Annotated in this window: 14 protein-coding genes and 1 pseudogene; 7 read left to right on the plus strand and 8 right to left on the minus strand. The window is 65.2% G+C overall.

Annotated elements, in window-relative coordinates:
- Window positions 1-22: 22 nt before the first annotated feature.
- The 3 genes from phnY to AC1DN0_RS38535 are packed head-to-tail and all read right to left on the minus strand — an operon-like array spanning window position 23 to window position 3,546.
- The gene (gene phnY, locus AC1DN0_RS38525) at window positions 23-1,489 is read right to left on the minus strand and encodes a phosphonoacetaldehyde dehydrogenase (protein ID WP_477146489.1); all 1,467 of its coding nucleotides are present in this window, start codon (window positions 1,487-1,489) and stop codon (window positions 23-25) included.
- Between the two features lie 42 nt (window positions 1,490-1,531).
- Entirely contained in the window at window positions 1,532-2,809 is a 1,278-nt protein-coding gene (gene phnA / locus AC1DN0_RS38530; protein ID WP_441635854.1) for a phosphonoacetate hydrolase, read from the minus strand.
- Between the two features lie 32 nt (window positions 2,810-2,841).
- Complete coding sequence (locus tag AC1DN0_RS38535) at window positions 2,842-3,546, minus strand: phosphonate utilization associated transcriptional regulator (RefSeq protein ID WP_441635856.1); 705 nt, start codon at window positions 3,544-3,546, stop codon at window positions 2,842-2,844.
- Between the two features lie 269 nt (window positions 3,547-3,815).
- Here AC1DN0_RS38535 and AC1DN0_RS38540 point away from each other — a divergent pair, with 269 nt between their 5' ends.
- The 5 genes from AC1DN0_RS38540 to AC1DN0_RS38560 all read left to right on the plus strand — a co-directional run bounded on the left by AC1DN0_RS38540 (window position 3,816) and on the right by AC1DN0_RS38560 (window position 10,255).
- Window positions 3,816-4,847, plus strand: a complete 1,032-nt coding sequence (locus tag AC1DN0_RS38540) for a putative 2-aminoethylphosphonate ABC transporter substrate-binding protein (RefSeq protein ID WP_441635858.1) — start codon at window positions 3,816-3,818, stop codon at window positions 4,845-4,847.
- 110 nt (window positions 4,848-4,957) lie between these two features.
- A complete protein-coding gene (locus AC1DN0_RS38545; protein ID WP_441635860.1) occupies window positions 4,958-6,058 on the plus strand; it encodes a putative 2-aminoethylphosphonate ABC transporter ATP-binding protein in 1,101 nt (366 codons plus the stop codon).
- Window positions 6,055-7,785, plus strand: a complete 1,731-nt coding sequence (locus tag AC1DN0_RS38550) for a putative 2-aminoethylphosphonate ABC transporter permease subunit (protein ID WP_477146490.1) — start codon at window positions 6,055-6,057, stop codon at window positions 7,783-7,785. The genes AC1DN0_RS38545 and AC1DN0_RS38550 overlap by 4 nt, the downstream gene beginning before the upstream one ends.
- Window positions 7,786-7,873: 88 nt before the next feature.
- Entirely contained in the window at window positions 7,874-9,007 is a 1,134-nt protein-coding gene (locus AC1DN0_RS38555) for a 2-aminoethylphosphonate--pyruvate transaminase (protein WP_441635864.1), read from the plus strand.
- Between the two features lie 396 nt (window positions 9,008-9,403).
- Window positions 9,404-10,255, plus strand: coding sequence for an EamA family transporter (locus tag AC1DN0_RS38560; RefSeq protein ID WP_428180524.1), 852 nt, complete (start codon window positions 9,404-9,406; stop codon window positions 10,253-10,255).
- On the opposite strand, the pseudogene AC1DN0_RS38565 reads toward AC1DN0_RS38560, so the two are convergent.
- A pseudogene (locus AC1DN0_RS38565) lies at window positions 10,172-11,349 on the minus strand (MFS transporter). The gene AC1DN0_RS38560 and the pseudogene AC1DN0_RS38565 sit on opposite strands and share 84 nt — an antisense overlap.
- Before the next feature lie 103 nt (window positions 11,350-11,452).
- Window positions 11,453-13,087 carry a GMC family oxidoreductase gene (locus AC1DN0_RS38570; protein WP_441635868.1) on the minus strand — a complete coding sequence of 545 codons (1,635 nt, stop codon included), beginning with the start codon at window positions 13,085-13,087 and terminating at the stop codon, window positions 11,453-11,455.
- Between the two features lie 144 nt (window positions 13,088-13,231).
- On the opposite strand from AC1DN0_RS38570, the gene AC1DN0_RS38575 reads away from it, so the two are divergent.
- Together AC1DN0_RS38575 and AC1DN0_RS38580 are read left to right on the plus strand one after the other, a co-directional pair.
- Window positions 13,232-14,080, plus strand: coding sequence for an IclR family transcriptional regulator (locus tag AC1DN0_RS38575; protein ID WP_441635870.1), 849 nt, complete (start codon window positions 13,232-13,234; stop codon window positions 14,078-14,080).
- Window positions 14,081-14,365: 285 nt separating this feature from the next.
- The gene (locus tag AC1DN0_RS38580) at window positions 14,366-15,094 is read left to right on the plus strand and encodes an IclR family transcriptional regulator (RefSeq protein WP_428180526.1); all 729 of its coding nucleotides are present in this window, start codon (window positions 14,366-14,368) and stop codon (window positions 15,092-15,094) included.
- 54 nt (window positions 15,095-15,148) lie between these two features.
- Here AC1DN0_RS38580 and AC1DN0_RS38585 read toward each other — a convergent pair whose 3' ends face one another.
- The 3 genes from AC1DN0_RS38585 to tauA all read right to left on the minus strand — a co-directional run bounded on the left by AC1DN0_RS38585 (window position 15,149) and on the right by tauA (window position 17,898).
- Complete coding sequence (locus AC1DN0_RS38585; RefSeq protein ID WP_477146491.1) at window positions 15,149-16,024, minus strand: ABC transporter permease subunit; 876 nt, start codon at window positions 16,022-16,024, stop codon at window positions 15,149-15,151.
- Window positions 16,025-16,034: 10 nt separating this feature from the next.
- The gene (locus AC1DN0_RS38590; protein ID WP_045243183.1) at window positions 16,035-16,811 is read right to left on the minus strand and encodes a taurine ABC transporter ATP-binding protein; all 777 of its coding nucleotides are present in this window, start codon (window positions 16,809-16,811) and stop codon (window positions 16,035-16,037) included.
- A 73-nt stretch (window positions 16,812-16,884) separates the two neighbouring features.
- The gene (tauA, locus tag AC1DN0_RS38595) at window positions 16,885-17,898 is read right to left on the minus strand and encodes a taurine ABC transporter substrate-binding protein (protein WP_441635874.1); all 1,014 of its coding nucleotides are present in this window, start codon (window positions 17,896-17,898) and stop codon (window positions 16,885-16,887) included.
- Window positions 17,899-18,552: the final 654 nt, after the last annotated feature.

Raw genomic sequence — 18,552 nt, forward strand, 5'->3', positions numbered from 1 at the left:
CCCCAAGGCATCGTAATCGACTTCAAATTCCCCAAGGCATCGTAATCGACTTCAAATTAGTAAAACTCTTAATCGCCTCCTGCACACCCTCCTTATAGCCAAGCCCCGAATCCTTGATCCCCCCAAACGGCGTAAGTTCGATACGATAACCAGGCACTTCCCACAGGTTGACCGTACCCACCTGCAACTCATCCGCAAAGCGGGCAAAGTCGTCCATCCGGTTGGTGCATACCCCCGAGGACAAACCAAACGCGGTGCCGTTGGAAATACGGATGGCGTCATCGATATCCCGGAAGGTAATAATGGGCGAGACCGGCCCAAAGGTTTCCTCGCGCACCACCGTCATGGCCGGATCGACACGATCGATCACCGTAGGCGAATAGCGCGCGCCGTCGCGAAGATTGCCCAGCACCAGCCGCGCCCCCTGCGCCACCGCCTCCTTCACGCGGGACTCGAACAGCGCGGCAGCCTCGGCGTCGATCACGGTGCCCATGTCCACGGTACGATCCATCGGGTCCCCATATTTCCAGGCACGGGTCTTTTCCACCACCATCTCGGTGAAGCGGTCGGCCACAGCCTGGTGCACCAGCATGCGCTTGACCGCAGTGCACCGCTGCCCGGAATTCTTGTACGAGCCCTGCACCGCCAGGTCCGCGGCGCGTTCCAGGTCGGCGTCGTCCATCACGATCAGCGGATCGTTCCCGCCCAGTTCCAGCACCACGCGCTTGTAGCCAGCCTTGTTGGCGATGTACTTTCCGATGCCGACGCCTCCGGTGAAGGTGACCAGGTCCACCGAGGGATGGGTGATCAGCTCGTCGGCGATTTCGCGCGGGTCGCCCGTCACCACCTGCAGCATCTGCGGCGGCAGGCCGGCTTCATACAGTATGTCGGCCAGGTAGTAGGCCGACAGCGGCACCTTTTCCGACGGCTTGAGCACCATGCGGTTGTTGGTGGCGATGGACGGCGCCACCTTGTGCGCGACCTGGTTCATCGGATGGTTGAACGGCGTGATGGCGCAGATCACGCCGAGGAACGGCGAGCGCTGGGTCATCACGCGGCGCTTCTTGCCGTGCGGGGTCAGGTCGCAGGAGAACAGCTGGCCGTCGTCGCGCAGGGTTTCGTTGGCGGCAAAGCCAAGCACGTCGGCCACCCGGCCGATCTCGTAGAGCGAGTCCTTCTTGCACAACCCGGATTCGAGCGTGATCAGGTCCGACGCTTCCTCCACCCGCTCGCGCAGCAGCGCGGCGGCGCGGTTGAGGATGGCGGCGCGTTCGAAGCGGGTCAGCGTGGAGCGGTACGCGCGCGCCACGGCAAAGGCATGCCGCACGTCTTCCACGCTGGCCATCGGCACGGTGCCGACCAGCGAGCCATCGTAGGGGCTGCAGACTTCGATCACGCGCTCGCGCGTCATCTTCTTGCCGTCGATGCGCAGCGCTTCGGCGCGGAAATGCGGGCTGACCTGGCCGGCGGAAAACTGGGGGGCATTCATGTCGGTTCTCGCGTCAAGGATTCGGGCGGATTGGGGCTGCGCTCAGTGCAGGTGATTGAGCGCGACATCGAAGATGTCGAAGTTGCGTAGCTGCGCCTTGCCGGGAATGCCCGCCGTGGCGCGGTTGAACACCAGCGGCACGGTCTGCTCCGACACGCCGCCATGCGAGCGCAGCGGCGCGTCCAGGCCGGACAGGTCGTGCCGGCTCTGGCTGGTGCCCAGTACCACATGCTTGCCGCTGACGATCACGAGATCGCCCACCCGGTCCGGCGGCAGTTCGAAGCGCGCGCAGGCCTCGGCGTTATCGAGCACGCTTTCGATGCCCGGCAGCGCCGCCAGCCGTTCCTTGAGCGCGGCGCGGTCGGCATCCTCCGGCAGATAGACAGTGGCATACGAGCCCAGCGCGCCGTGGTGCACCACGTAGGGATCGGTGATCGGCAGGATCACGCGCGCGCCGCCCGCCTCCACGCCGCGGCCCAGCCACGCATCGAGCTGGTCCTGCAGGTAGATCACGTTGGGGGCCTTGGTGGCGTCGTCGTGCTTTGCGTTCATGCCGTGGTCGGCGGTCAGCGCCACCACGCAGCCGAGCGCGTCGAGCTGCGCCAGGTATTTGTCCATCATGGCGTAGAAGGCGTTGGCGCCGTCCGAGCCAGGGGCGAACTTGTGCTGGATGTAGTCGGTGGTGGACAGGTACATCAGGTCCGGCCGCCGCGTTTCCATCAGCCGCACGCCTGCCGCAAAGACAAACTCGGACAACGCCGCGCTGTACACGTCCGGCACCGGCATGCCGACCAGTTCCAGCACGTTGTCGATACCGTTCTCCTCCACCGTGGCCTGGTCGGCCTTCTCCGAGGAAAAGCAGATGCCGCGCATGCCGTAGCCGAGCAGGCGGCGCAGCTTGTCCTTGGCGGTCACCACCGCCACGCTGGCGCCGGCGTCGGCAAAGGCGGCCAGGATGGTACCGGCGCGCAGGTACTTGGGGTCGTTCATCATGACTTCCTCGCCGCGCCCGCCGTTGGCGCTGCGGTCGAAGAAGTAGTTGCCACAGATGCCGTGCACCGCCGGCGGCGCCCCGCACACGATGGAGAGATTGTTGGGGTTGGTGAAGGTGGGCACCACGCACGCCCCGCGGAAGCTGGCGCCTTCGGCCAGCAGGCGTTTCAGGTAGGGCGCGCTGCCGCTGGCGGCGGCCGCTTCCAGGTAATCGAACTCACAACCGTCCACGCAGACCACCACCACGGGCTGTTTCATCCATTGGTAGGTGCGCTGATTGACAGTGATGCTCGGTGCGGCGACGCTGGAAAGATTCGGGTTCGACATATCGGGGGTTCCTGTGCGGGAGAGGAAAAGCTTCAGGGCGTATGGGTAGCGGCGCCGCCATCGACGGCGGCATGCATGCGGGCGCGGCCACGTTCCACGTGCTCGCGCATCAGCCTGCCGGCCAGCTCCACGTCGCGCCCGGCAATGGCGGACACGATCTCGCGGTGCTCGCGGGTCGAGGTGGGAATGGCGTTGCTGTCGGCGGACAGCGCCTCGCGCCGGTACAGGGTGAGTTCCTTGACCAGGCGCCGATAGGTATCCACCAGCTTGCGGTTGCCGGCGAGCTCCACCATGCGGTCGTGCAGGGCGAGGTTGAGGCGGGTGTATTCGTCGAGATCGCGCGCGGTGCTGGCCGCGCCCATGGCCTCGATCAGCGCGCGCAGCTCGCGCACGCCTTCGGCCGTGATGTTGGCGGCGAGCAGGCGGCCCACGTATTCGTCCAGCACCGCGCGCAGCGCATAGATTTCGTCGGCTTCTTCCAGGGAGATGGCGCGCACGAACACGCCGCGGTTTTTCTCGGTGCGCAGCAGGCCGGCCTGCTCCAGCGCCCGGAAGGCTTCGCGCAGCGGGCCGCGCGACACATTGAACTCGCCCGCGAGTTCGATTTCATTGAGCCTGGCGCCKGGTAGCAGACCGCCGGACACGATGCGCATTTCAAGCTCGCGCTGCACCAGGGTGGTCAGCGACTGGCTCTGCAGGATCGCAATATCGCTCGACTGAGCGGCTGGCCGTGACATGAAGACTCCTGATTCGGGACCATCGAAATTCCTGGTTGTCATTAAAGCAAGCAGTTTGTATATTGTCAACAAACCAGGTACCGATGAAGAGCACGAAACGCCGCCCAGCATCCCGTGAAAGTCCGGGCACACGTCTTGCAAGCGTTGTAAAACAAGGGTTTAACGGTGATATGTGGTGATGCGATGGTGGTGCAACATGCCCCAAAGCGCTGCAACAAATTCACCAAATTGACACACAATACAACCTAAAATGCCACAAGGAGCCCCACATGAAAGCGACGTTCAAGTTCGTTCCGCACCTGGCCGCCGGCGCCCTCGCCCTGTGTTGCGCCAGTACCGCGATGGCGCAGAAGACCACCCTCACCGTCTATACGGCGTGGGAGATCGAGACGCTGAAGCCCTACGCCGAGGGCTTCGCCGAGGTCGCCCCGGACATCGAACTGAAGTACGTGCGGGATTCCACCGGCGTGATCACCGCCAAGGCGCTCGCGGAAAAAGCCAATCCGCAGGCCGACGTGATCGCCGGGCTGGCCGCATCCAGCCTGGAACTGCTTAAACAGGAAAACATGCTGACGCCTTACTCGCCAAAGGGCTTCGACCGTCTCACCCGCGACTACAGCGACAAGGCCACGCCACCTAACTGGGTCGGACTGGACGTATGGGGCGCCACCATCTGCTTCAACACCGTGGAGGCCAAGAAGCGCAACCTGCCCAAGCCGGAAACCTGGCGCGACCTGACCAAGCCTGTCTACAAGGGCATGATCGTGATGCCCAACCCGGCGTCGTCCGGCACCGGTTTTCTCGACGTGACCGCGTGGCTGCAACTGTTCGGCGAGCAGGAAGGCTGGAAGTACATGGACGCGTTACACGAAAACATCGCCCAGTACACGCACTCCGGCTCCAAGCCGTGCAAGCAGGCCGGCGCCGGCGAGTTCCCGATCGGCATCTCGTTCGAGCTGCGCGCGCACAAGACCAAGGCCTCGGGCGCGCCCATCGACATGATCTTCCCGACCGAGGGGCTGGGTTACGACATCGAGGCCGCCGGCATCGTCAAGGGCACCAAGAAGCTGGAGGCCGCGCAGCGTTACCTGGACTGGCTGGCCAGCAAGGAAGCCAATGAACTGTTCGCCCGCGACTGGGCCATCGTGGCCTATCCCGGCATCGCCAAGAAGGTGGAGAGCATCCCTGTGAACTACGAAAAGATGCTGGTCAAGAACGACTTCAGCTATATCGCCAAGAACCGCGAGCGCGTGCTCAACGAATGGCAGAAGCGCTATAGCGGCAAGTCGGAAAAGCAATAAGGCAAACAATAAGGCAAACAATATGGCCGCCAGCGCGCACGGGCACGACGCCATGCCCGTGCGCGGCAGCGAGCCAAGCCAGCCCTCACCCCCACAAGAGGCGACACACCATGCAAAACATGACCGCCAGGCTCGATAGCTACCTCAGCCTGCAAGGCATCCAGAAGCGCTTCGGCGGCTTTACCGCCCTGCAACATATCGACCTGGAGGTACGCCAGGGCGAACTGCTGTGTTTCCTCGGGCCCTCCGGCTGCGGCAAGACCACCTTGCTGCGCATCATCGCCGGACTGGAATCGCAAAGCGCCGGCACCATCATCCAGGCCGGCCGCGACATCTCCACCCTGCCGCCAATGGAACGCGACTACGGCATCGTGTTCCAGTCCTACGCGCTGTTCCCCAATCTCACCGTGGCGGACAACGTGGCCTATGGCCTGGTCAACCGCCGCATGCCGCGCGCGCAGCGGCAGGAGCGCGTGGCGGAACTGCTGACCATGGTCGGCCTGCCCGAGCGCGGCGGGCAGTACCCGGCCCAGCTTTCCGGCGGGCAGCAGCAGCGCGTGGCCATCGCCCGCGCGCTGGCTACCTCGCCCGGCCTGCTGCTGCTGGACGAGCCGCTCTCCGCGCTGGACGCACGCGTGCGCGGGCGGCTGCGCGGAGAGATCCGCGCGCTGCAGCAGCGGCTGAACATCACCACCATCCTGGTCACGCACGACCAGGAAGAAGCACTGTCGATGGCCGACCGCATCGTGGTGATGAACCAGGGCGCCATCGAGCAGATCGGCACGCCCGCGCAGATCTACCAGCGCCCTTCCACGCCGTTCGCAGCCGATTTTGTCGGCCGCACCAATATGCTGGCGGCGCGCGTGGGCGGCGACGGCGAACTGCACTTTGGCGGCACGCGCATGCGCTGCGCGACGCCGCCCGGCTGTTGCACGGATGAATCCGTGCAGGTGTTCTTCCGGCCAGAGGATGTCTGCGTGCGCGGCATCGAGCAGCACGGCGGCAACGTGCTGGACGCTACCGTCGACAAGATCGAGTTCCTGGGCGCGTTTTCCCGCCTCACGCTCAGGTTGCCGGACACGGGCGGCCACTGCGCCACGCTCTACGCGGATCTTTCGCTGAACGACCTGCACGACTTGCGCCCCAGCGCCGGCGATTTGCTGCGCCTGGCCATTCCCGCCGACCGCATCCGCATCTTCCGCCAAGCATGAGCCTCAGCCTATCCACCGCCCCGGTGGCTGAAGCCACCCCCGCCGCCACCCGCGTGCGCGCGCACTGGACCGACCGCCTGGCGCTCGCCCTGCTGGGTGTGGCCGCGCTGGCCCTGCTGTGCTTCGTGCTGGCGCCCATCGTGATGATCCTGGCCAAGAGCGTGCAGAACCGCGCCGGCAGCCTCGCCGGCCTCGCGCACTTCCGCGCCTACCTGGAGTCTCCCGCGCTGCTGCGCTCGGTGTGGAACAGCGTGTGGGTATCGGCGCTGGCCACCGCGCTGACCGTGCCGCTGGCCTTCGCCTTCGCCTACGCGCTCACGCGCAGCCGCATCGCCTGCAAGGGCATGCTGCGCAACCTGGCGATGATCCCCCTGCTGGCGCCCTCGTTGCTGGCGGCGATCTCCTTTATCTTCTGGTTCGGCAACCAGGGCCTGCTCAAGCCGTACATGGGCGAGACGCAGATCTACGGCCCGCTGGGCATCGTCGCGTCGATGGTGTTCGCCACCTTCCCGCATGCGCTGATGATCCTGATCACCGCGCTGTCGCTGACGGACGCGCGCCTGTACGAAGCGGCCGACGCGCTCGGCACCTCCACGTTGCGGAAATTCCTCACCATCACGGTGCCCGGCGCGCGCTACGGGCTGGTCAGCGCGGCCATGGTGGTGTTCACCTATGCGATCTCCGACTTCGGCATTCCCAAGGTGATCGGCGGCAACTTCCATATGCTGGCCACCGATATCTACAAGCTGGTGATCGGCATGCAGGATTTCTCGCAGGGGGCGGTGGTATCGCTGATGCTGCTGGTGCCAGTGGCCGTCACCTATTACATCGACGCGCGCGCGCAGCGCCGCCAGATGGCGCTGATGACCGCCCGCTCCGTGYCGTACGTGCCGCGCCGCAGCCGGCGCTTCGATCTCTCCATGGCCGCATTCTGCTGGGTCATGGCAGCGCTGATGGTGGCGGTGATGGGCATGGCGATCTATGCATCGTTCGTCAAGCTGTGGCCCTATGACTTCTCGCTCTCGCTCGATCACTACCGGGTTGGCCTGGTGGAAGGCGGCGTGGTGGACTCGTACTTCAACAGCCTGCGCCTGGCGATCGCCTGCGCGCTGCCGGGACCCGTCTTCATCTTCAGCACAGCCTACCTGCTGGAGAAGACACGCGGGCTGGACTGGCTGCGCGGCTTCGTGCGGCTGATGGCGGTGCTGCCGATGGGCGTGCCGGGGCTGGTGCTCGGACTGGGCTACATCTTCTTCTTCGTGCCGGCGGCCAACCCGCTCAACGTCATGTACCAGACGCTGGGCATCCTGGTGCTGGTGACCATCGTGCACTACTACGCCTCCTGCCACCTGACCGCGGTAACGGCGCTCAAGCAGCTCGACAGCGAGTTCGAAGCCGTTTCCGCCTCGCTCAAGGTGCCCTTCTACACCACCTTCCTCAAGGTCACGGTGCCGGCCTGCCTGCCCGCCATCCTGGACATCTCGCGCTACCTGTTCATCAACGCCATGACCACCGTATCGGCGGTTGTCTTCCTGTATGGCGCGGATACCAAGCTAGCCTCAGTGGAGATCGTCAATCTCGACGAAAGCGGCGACATCGGTCCCGCTGCCGCCATGGCCACGCTGGTGGTGCTGACCTCCGCCTTCGCCTGCCTGCTGTACTACCTGCTGCAGCGCGTGCTCGATGCGAAGACGCAGGCCTGGCGGCAATCCGGCCGCAACGACTGACGCAACCCAACGGCATTCCATGCCCACGAGGCACGGAAGCCATCACTCCAACGATCCCAATCCCTGAATCCATCCCTGGAGCACAACCATGATCCGCGGCAACGACCCCATCCTGCTAACCCCCGGCCCCCTCACCACCTCGCTCGCCACCAAGCAAGCCATGCTGCGCGACTGGGGATCCTGGGACACCAGCTTCAACGCCATCACCCGCAGCCTGTGCGACGACCTCATCGCCATCGTGCACGGACAGGGCAGCCACGTCTGCGTGCCCATGCAGGGCAGCGGCACCTTCTCGGTGGAAGCCGCCATCGCCAATGTCGTGCCGCGCGACGGCAAGGTGCTGGTGCCGCAGAACGGCGCCTATTGCCAGCGCATCCTCAAGATCTGCAAGGTACTGGGCCGCGCCAGCGTGGAACTGCCGATCCCCGAAGACCAGCCGGCGACCGCCGCGCTGATCGAAGCCGCGCTCGCCCGCGATCCGTCGATCACCCATGTGGCGCAGGTCCATTGCGAAACCGGCGCCGGCGTGCTCAACCCCCTGCCCGAGATCGCCGCGCTATGCGCGCGCCTGGGCAAGGGCCTGATCGTGGATGCCATGAGCTCCTTCGGCGCGCTGGACATCGACGCGCGCACCATGCCGTTCGACGCGCTGGTGGCGGCCACGGGCAAGTGCATCGAAGGCGTACCGGGCATGGGCTTCGTGCTGGTGAAGAAGACCGTGCTGGAAGCCAGCCAGGGCAACAGCCATTCGCTGGTGCTGGACCTGTACGACCAGTACACCTATATGCAGAAGACCACCCAGTGGCGCTTCACGCCGCCCACGCACGTGGTAGCGGCCTTCCGTGCCGCGCTCGACCAGTTCCTGGAAGAAGGCGGGCAGCCTGTACGCGGTGCGCGTTATCAAGCCAACTATGAAACGCTGGTGAGCGGCATGGCGGAACTGGGCTTCCGCCCCTTCCTCTCGCCCACGGTGCAAGCGCCAATCATCGTAACGTTCCATGCACCGTCCGATGCGCGCTATGACTTCAAGACCTTCTACGCCAAGGTACGCGAACGCGGCTACATCCTCTACCCCGGCAAGCTGACACAGGTCGAGACATTCCGCGTGGGCTGCATCGGCGCCATCGACGCCAACGAGATGCGCAACGTGGTGAGCGCAATCGACGAAACGCTCCGCGAAATGGGCATCGAGATGAAGGCACCGCTGGCGCGGGCGGCTTGAGGCATTTGCAGAGCCGTCGTCCGGGCAAACGCCCGCCCCCTCTCCCGCAAGCGGGAGAGGGGAGTGAACCAGTGGATGGCAAACGGCGGCTCGCCGGCAGAAGCGGGTACCGGACGAAAGCCCCAACGCTTGATGTCCAGGGACATCAAACAACAGCGGTGCCACCAGAACAACGATTCGGTGTAGCCGTGTGCTGCGCCTTCAAGGGCGGGCCACACCCCAGCGCGATGCGAAGCGAGCCGTCAAGGTGTACCAGGCCGTATGGGGCGCCTTCTTTGCCTACTTTCTTGGCAAGACAAGAAAGTAGGTCGCCGCCCCACAGGGGTGGTGAAACTGCCTTTGACTTTAGGCTTTTGACGTTAAGCGGTTGCATCAAGCCCCCAAGCCCCCCCCCAAATGCCCCTCCCCCCCGACTCCCCCGCCACCCCCTTCCTAGCCGTCATGCTCTCCGCGATCATGCACGCCTCCTGGAACGCCATCGTCAAGATCGGCGGCGACCGCCTATCGTCGATGGCGCTGATCGACAGCTTCTGCTTCCTCGTGGCATTGCCAATGGTATTCCTGGTACCGCTACCCGCCCCCCAGGTTTGGCCCTTCCTCCTCGCCACCGTCACACTAGAAGTCGGCTACAAACTATCGCTGGTAGCCGCCTATAACCGCGGCGACTTCAGCCAGGCCTACCCCCTGATGCGCGGCTCCGCCCCGTTGATGGTCGCCATGATCCTCCTGCTGACCGGCGCCGAGCGGCTCGGCCCCGGCGGCTATGCCGGCATCGCCCTGATCTGCATCGGCCTGGTCAGCCTGGTACGCTGGCGCAGCCAGTCCCCCGACCTGATGGCCTTCGCCCTGCTGGCGGGCGCCTGCCTGGCCGGCGGCACCGTGATCGACGGTACCGCGGTCAAGCGATATGGAGACGTCTTCTCCTATATCGCCTGGCTGCAGTTGCTGTCGCATATCTTCATGCCCGGCTTTGCCTTCAGCCAGCGCGGGCGAACGCTGCTGACCCTGTTCCGCCAGGAGTGGAAACGCGCCTGGATCGGCGGCATCAACCGCGTGGGTTCCTACGCGCTGATGCTCTGGGCCATGACGATGGCGCCAGTGACCAAGCTGGCGGCGCTGCGCGAATCCAGCGTGATCTTTGCAGCGCTGCTCGGGCATTTCCTGCTACGCGAGCCGTTCGACAAGCGCCGCCTGGTAGCGACGGCGCTGGTGGTGGCGGGCATCGTCACGCTGCAGTTGGCGCGCTGATCGCGGACACCCGGCGCATCTGCCTCCCGATCAACGCGGCGCACAGGGCCGACACCACACCGGCGAAGACCGCATAGGCGCAGATCTGCCACGGCGCTCCGCCGCCGCTCTTGAGCAAGGCGGTGGCAACGATGGGCGTGATGCCGGAGGCAAAGATGCCCGAGAACTGGTACACGAAGGAGATGCCGGTATAGCGCACCCTGGCGTCGAACAGCTCGCAGAACAGTGCGGCCTCCGGCCCGTACACGGCCGCGTAGAAGATACCGAAGGGCACCACGATGGCCAGCCAGAGCAGCATCACGTTCTGCCCGCCGTTGAGCATCAGCCAGAAGGCCGGGAACGAGGAGAAAGCGGTGATCAGCGAGCCCCAGAAGTAGACACGCGTGCGCCCGATGCGATCCGACAGGCCGCCGAAGAACGGGATGAAGAAACACATCACCACCGCGGACGCCATCACGCCGACCAGGGCCTGGGTACGCGAGATGTGGATGGTCTGGGTCAGGTAGGTGATCGAGAATACGCCGAAGATATTGAAGAACACGCCGTCGATATACCGTGCGCCCATGCCCTTGAGGATATTGCCCGGATAACGCCGCATCATGTCGACGAAAGGAATCTGCGTCTCGGCGTTCTGTCGCTTGACCGCGGCGAACTCCGGCGTTTCCTTGACGTTCAGGCGGATATACATGCCGACGAAGACCATCGCCGCCGACACGATAAAGGCAACACGCCAGCCCCAGGCGAGGAACTGGGCGTCCGTCAGCAGCAGCGAGAGCAAGGCGACCACGCCCGATGCCAGGCACAAGCCGATCGCCAGGCCGATCTGCGGCAGGGAGGCGTAGAAGCCCTTGCGGTGCGCCGGCGCGTATTCATAGGCCATCAGCACCGCCCCCCCCCAAAAACCCCCCCGACCCCGCAAAGGTTGTGTACGCCAGCATGGTTGCCACCAGCGGATCGCCGGCCGGGAAGTACAGCTTGTTGAACACAATGCCGGCGACCACGCCGTAGAGGAAAAAGTCATACCACTCGATGGTGGCGCCGATCACCGACGCCATCACGACCTTGCGAATCGCCTTTTCATTGGGGCTTGCCATCTTTGTCTCCTCACACAGGTAAGCGGCGCCCGCTGGAATGATGTGATTGTTGAGCGCCGGGGCTTGCAGAAAAACAGCGGGACCTTCCTCCTTTACCGGGGCATCATGCCGCCGCGCCGACCGGTACCTCCCGCCGCGCGTCTTCCAGGATGAAATCGGCGGCGCGTTCGGCCACCATCACCACCGGGACATTGGTGTTACCCGACACCAGCGCCGGCATGATCGAGCAATCCACCACGCGCAGGCCCGCCACGCCATGCACGCGCAGGCGGGCATCGACCACCGCCAGCGCGTCGCGGGCGGGCCCCATGCGGGCCGTGCCGGACGGATGGAAGATGGTGGCGCCGTACTGGCGGCAAAAATGCAGGATCTCGTCGTCCGAGCGCACCGCATCGCCGGGCCGGAACTCGCGCTTCATCAGCCCGCGCATGGGTTCGGCCTGGGCCACGCTGCGCGCGAACTTCACCGCCGCCACCGCGCTGCGCTGGTCCAGTTCGGTCGAGAGATAGTTCGGCTGCATGGACGGCGGCTCGAAGGGATCGGTCGACTTGATGCGCACCGATCCCCGCGATTCCGGCCGCAGCTGGCAAACCGAATACGTGCAGCCGGAGAACGGGTGGACATTGCCGCCCGCCATATCCGCGGACAACGTGGAGAAATGGAACTGCGTGTCCGGCGTAGCGCTTTCGTCCGGCAGGGCACGGCAGAACATGGCGCCCTGGTTGATGCCGATCGCCAGCGGCCCCTTGCGGAACAGCAGCCATTCCAGCCCCATGCGCGCCTTGCCGGACAAGGTGCGCAACTGGTCGTTGGTGGTGATCGGCTTGGAGACTTCGTAGATAAGCCGGACCTGGAGGTGGTCCTGCAGGTTTTCCCCGACACCAGGCAAGGCGTGCACCACCTGCACCCCCAGCGATTGCAGCAGCGGCGCGGGGCCGATGCCCGACAGTTGCAGCAACTGCGGCGATTGCAGCGCGCCGGCGCAGAGCAGCACCTCGCGCCGCGCCAGCACGGTGCATGACCTGCCGCCTTGCATGTAGCGCACGCCGATGGCGCGCCGCCCCTCGAACAGGATCGCGGTGGCATGCGCGTCGGTCTCGATGCGCAGGTTCGGCCGCCCCCGCGCCGGGCGCAGGTAGGCGACCGCCGTGGAACAGCGCCAGCCCTTGCGCGTGGTCAGCTGATAGTAGCCGGCGCCTTCCTGCTCGCCGGTGTTGAAGTCCTCGCGGTAAGGCACGCCCAGCCGCTGGCCTGCCTCGATGAAGGCATCCACCAGCGGATGGCGGCTGTCGATGGAAGTGGCATTGAGCGGCCCGGCCGTGCCGTGGGTGGGCCCTTCGCCGAGGTCGTTGTTCTCCAGCTTGCGGAAGTACGGCAGRCATTCATCCCAGCCCCACCCGGGATTGCCCAGCGCGGCCCAGTGATCGTAGTCCTGCCGCTGGCCGCGCACGTAGATCAGGCCATTGATGGCGCTGCATCCGCCCAGGGTGCGCCCGCGTGGCCAGTAGATGCGGCGGTCGAGCATATTGGGATCAGGGTCGGTATAGAAGCCCCAGTTGACCGTCTTGTGGAACATGGTCTTGCCGTAGCCGATGGGGATGTGAATCCACGGATAGCGGTCGGGAGGACCGGCCTCCAGCAGGCAGACCGCATGCCGGCCGTTTTCGCTCAGGCGATTGGCCAGTACGCAACCGGCCGAACCGGCTCCTACCACGATGTAATCAACGGTTTGCGACATCGTCGCTGTCTCCTTGTTATCTGCCGCCAGGGCCAGTCATGCCCTTTGCTGCCGTTGGCGGCGCCACTTATACTGAAACGAATTGTTCCGATCTTATGAACGAGAACCCAGAATAAGAAGGCAAATTGTGAGGAGACACAGAATATGAAACAGAATGTGCAATTTCCGTTTCAGAATCGCAGCGCAGCAGAGAGCACGAAGCCAGCCGCCGACGACGAGGACCGCACCCTGCGGGCGCTGACGGTGCTGGAATGCCTCGCGCGCGCCCAGCATCCGCAGACCCTGGCGCAACTGGCGCAGCGCCAGCGCATGCCCAAGACCACGCTGATGCGCCTGCTGCGCGCCATGGAAAGCGCCGGCTTTGTCGTGCAGATGCCCGCGGAGCGCGGCTTCATGCCCGGCCCCAGGGCAGCCGCGATTGCGATGCAGACACTAAAAGGGCCACCAATGCTGCGCGAATGCCGCGCCATTCTTGGCCGGCTGGTTGCCAGCCTTGGCGAGACCTGCAACCTGACCACGATGGACGGCGACCATGTGCTCTATGTGGAACGGGTGGAGACGGATGAGCCCCTGCGCCTGCAACTCTCGCCGGGCATCCGCGTGCCCCTTCACTGCACGGCGAGCGGCAAGCTGTTCCTGGCGGCCATGTCGCGCGCGGAGCGGCAGCAGACGTTGCGGCGCCTGGAAATCCGCGGCTATACGCCGCGCACCCTGACCGACATCGGCGCGCTCGACACTGAACTGGACCGCCTCGGCGCCCAGGGTATCGGCGTGGATAACGAAGAGTTCGTCCGCGGCATGACGGCGGTGGCGGTACCCGTGCGCGCCGGCGGCGGCACGGCTGACGCCGCCGCCCCGGATGGCCCCGTGATAGCGGCTATCGCCTGTCACGCGCCCACGGCCCGGGTATCGCTGGAGGCGCTGGTGCGAGCGGTGCCGACGTTGCGCGAGGCGGCGCGCGGCATGGCAAAAGTACTTTGCGACGAACGCTAGGCCCTTGCCCGCTCCCGACAAGGGGCGGCAGACGCGCTGGCTGATGCTGCCCACAAGCGAAGGTCTGAAGTGGAATACAATCAATCTGTCTCGTTTTCCGGAACGGAGTCCGAATTGAAATCGGCAACAGCAGCAGCACAAAGAAAAGCGCCTCCCGAGGCACCCAAGGAAAAATCCGCCAAAGGCGCGCGCGCGGCGGCGCCCTTGCGGCTGGAAGAACCGGCCGCCACGCCGCCGGTCCCGAACGCCGCAGCCGATGCCGCTGCGGACCGCGACACCCCCACGCTGCGCGCCTTCGCGCTGCTGGAATTCCTGGTGGCGGCGGACCGGCCCTTGTCGCTGGCGGAAATCATGCAGGGTTTCGAAGCGCCCAAGGCTTCCCTGCACCGCATGCTTGGCGCGCTGGAAGCGGGCGGGCTGGTGATCCGCGAGCCCGGTGCGCGCAACGCCTACGCGGTGGGGCCGCGCCTCTCGCGGCTGGGCGTGGCCATCGTCACGCATTCGGGCACACGCCAGTTGCGCCATGCCATCCTGGCACGGCTGGTGGCCGATATCGGCGAAACGGTCAACCTGACTATGCTGCACGAAACCTCGGTGCTGTACCTGGACCGCATGGAAGCCCCGTGGCCGCTGCGGCTGGACCTGAAACCCGGATCGCGCGTGCCGCTGCACTGCTCTGCCAGCGGCAAGCTGCTGCTGTCGCTGCTGCCGCGCGAGCAGCGCGCCGCGCTGGTGCGGCAGTTGCCGCTGGAGCGCTTTACGCCCAATACCGTCACCGACGTGGAACTGCTCGAAGCCGAGCTGGACCGCAGCGCCCACAAGCAGCTTGGCGTGGACAACGAGGAATTCGTGGCGGGGATTTCCTGCGTGGCGGTGCCGGTGCGCGATGAGCGCGGGCAGGTGGTGGCGGCCCTGGCGGTGCATGCGCCCACGGCACGCTCGCCGCTGTCGCGCTCGCTGGAGTTCGTGCCGCGCTTGCAGGAAACGGCCAGGGAGCTGGCCGCTACGTTCTAGACGGGGAAACGGGCGGCGCGGATAGCGGCGCCCGGCACGGCACAGGCTCTGGCTTTACATCCTTCCCTTCCAGGGCACCAGCCACTTCTCCGTCTTGCGCATCAGCAGGTCGAAGGTATAGGCAATCAGGCCGATCAGCCCGATGCCCATGATCACCACATCCGTGCGCAGGAAGTTCGACGCGTTGAGCACCATCTGGCCAAGGCCCGACGTGGCGGCCACCATCTCGGCGGCAACCAGCGTGGTCCAGCCGAAGCCGATGGCGATGYGCATCCCGGTCAGGATGTCGGGCAGCGCCGCGGGAATCACCACATGGCGGATCACCTGCCACCGGTTGGCCCCCATCGAGTACGCCGCATTGATCTGCTCGATGGTGACCGAGCGCACCCCCGCCTGCGCCGACATCGCCAGCGGCGCGAAGCAGGCCAGGAAGATCAGCAGGATCTTCGACGTTTCATCGATGCCGAACCAGATCACGATCAGCGGCAGGTAGGCCAGCGGCGGCAGCGGCCGGTAGAACTCGATGGGCGGATCGAACACGCCGCGCGCGATGCGCGACACGCCCATCATCACGCCGATCGGCACGGCCGTGACCGTGGCCAGCGCGAAGGCGCCGAACACGCGCACCATGCTGGCGCGGAAGTGCTCCGTCAGCGGCAGGCCGCCTTGCACATTGCCGTTCCAGGCATCGATAAAGGCATTGATGATGGATTCCGGCGTGGGCAGGAACAGTGGCGGCAGCCAGCGCAGGTGGCTGGCGATCCACCACAGCGCCAGCAGCGAGACCACGGTGATGGTGGAGATGCGCGAGCTTGAGCCCTCGCCTGGCAGGCGGTAGCCGGAGACGGCCTTCATGCGGCGCGCGGCCGGCCTGGCGGGCATGGCGCCCGCGCCGGGAGGGGGGTCGAGTCGTTGGGCGGTAGCAGTCATGTCGGACTCCTCAGGGCGTGGCATGGATCAGGTCGACGATTTCTTCGCGGTACCGGATGAACTCGGGATCGGACTTGACTTCGCGGGCATCGCCGCAGGCAATGAAGCGCCGCGCGAAGGGCAGCTCGTAGGTATGCGCGATGCGTCCCGGGGAAGGCGTCATCACGATCAGGCGGGTGGCCAGGAACAATGCTTCCTCCACGCTGTGGGTGATGAAGAACACGATTTTCTGTTCCGCGGCCCACAGCTTGAGGATCAGCGCCTGGATGGTTTCACGCGTGAGCGCATCCAGCGCGCCGAGCGGTTCGTCCATCAGCATCACCGCAGGGTCGTTGGCCAGCGTGCGGGCAATGCCAACGCGCTGCTGCATGCCGCCGGAGAGCTGGTAGACGGGCTTGGCCGCCACCTTCTCCAGCCCGACCAGCGCCAGCTTTTCCTGCGCGATGCGCAGGCGCTCGGCGCGCGGCACGCCGCGCAGCCGCAGGCCCAGCGCCACGTTGTCCAGCACATTGAGCCAGGGCATCAATGCATGCTTCTGGAACACCACGCCGCGCTCGGCACCAGGACCGTGCACAGTCTTGCCGTCGAGGCGGATCTCGCCTTCCGAGGGTTGCATGAAGCCGGCAATGCATGACAGCAAGGTCGTCTTGCCGCACCCGGAGGCGCCCAGCGCGACGACGAAATCGCCGCGCTCCATAGTGAGATTGACTTGCGACAGGGCCAGCGTTTCGGCGCCGCCACGGCCGCCGTAGTTAACGCTGAGGTTGTCGATTTCGAGTTTGGCCATAGCTGCAAACTTCCGGAAAAGGTCATTCAAGGCCACGGAGCGGACATCGCCCGCTCCGCGGCGCACAAGACAGTCAGGCCGGCGTCCTGGTGGCAAGGGCCCGCTTTACCCACTCCGCATTGACGCCCGTTCCGTAGTCCGGCAGCACGGTCTGGATGGTGCCCTGCTCCTTCAGGAACTGCGCCGCCGATTGCAGCGCCTTGGCCGCGCCGCCGCCCAGCCAGCGGGGCGAGGCTTGCTCCTCCAGCGTGGGGAATCCGTACAGCGCCATGCTGGCCGGCACGGCTTCGGCCTTGGCGCCGGAGACTTTGGCAACCGCCTTCACCATCGGCGATTCCGCGGTCCATGCGGCCTTGTCCTGGCGATACTTGTCATCCGCCGCGGCCAGGATCTTGACGAACTTGACCATGAACTCGGGGTTCTCGCGCGCGAACTTCTTGTTGGCGATCATGCCGTCGAAGGTCGCCTTGCCGGTTTCGGCGGCGATCTTGCCGGAGGTCACCAGCACCTTGCCCGATTGCTTGAGCTTGGCCAGCACCGGATCCCAGATGAAGGTGGCGTCGATGTCGCCGCGCTCCCAGGCCGCGGCCACTTCGGGCGGCCGCATGTTCATGATCTTGACGTCCTTGGGATTGATCTTGGCCTGCTCCAGCGCTACCAGCGTGTGGTAGTGCGTGGTGGAGACAAAGGGCACGCCCACCCGCTTGCCCTTGAGGTCGGCCACGCTGTTGATATTGCTGCCGTTGCGCGCCACCATGGCTTCGGCCGCGTTGATGTCGTCGAGGATCCAGAAGAGCTCCACGTCCAGCCCCTGCGACAGCGCCGAGGCAATCGGCGAGGTGCCGGCTTCGCCGATCGCGATCTGGCCCGAAGCCATCGCGCGGATCACGTCGCCGCCGCCGCCGAACTGGCGGAACGAGACCTTGTAGCCGGTCTGCTTCTCGACTTCCTTCATGTCCTGCGCGTAGCGCCACGGCACCACCATGTCCTGGTAGGCGATGACGACTTCCCTGGTCTGCGCGTAGGCGCCCGGGGCGACGACCGCCGCCATGACCACGCTTGCTGCAAGCTGCTTGATCCAACGCATGATGAACCTCCTCAAGATTGACTGTGTGGTGTGCTGTGGCGGAGATCGCCGGCACGGGAAGCCTGGCACCAGGGCGGTGCCTGCTCGAGGAGGAAGAGGTGATGAGCATGAAGCATGCCAATGTCTCCGTCTGGTTGGGACGTCTTTGCGTCCTCTCGTTTTAGCGGCGCTCTTCTCTGCGGAGAGTCAGCCCGGCGCGCACCGGATGCTGTTGAAGCAAGCCCTGAGCGCGGTGTAGCCCTATGGTAGAAAGCCGGCCCTCGCCGGGTTAGAGCCAGCGGGGACCAACTGTGGGTCCACACGGCCCGCCAGATTGCTCTTGCTGCACTTTAAAGGGTATTTACTACCGTTTTTAGGTACATGGCATTCCGTTTATCGAATTCTTCTATTGACCATCTCGCGCTCACATCCTACATTTCGACTCACGAACACTTTTCGGAACATTTGGTTCCGTTTTGAGATCGATAGACTGGAGACACGACACCATGAGCGAACACTTGCCCGAATCCCTCAAGACCCAACCCGCCGACGGCGCCGCCACCGCCGGCCCGCAGGCCATGACCCCCTCGGAAGCCTTCGTCGAGACCCTTGCCGCCAACGGCGTGACCGACATGTTCGGCATCATGGGGTCGGCCTTCATGGACGCCATGGACA

This window comes from Cupriavidus sp. 05N39, assembly GCF_056397325.1.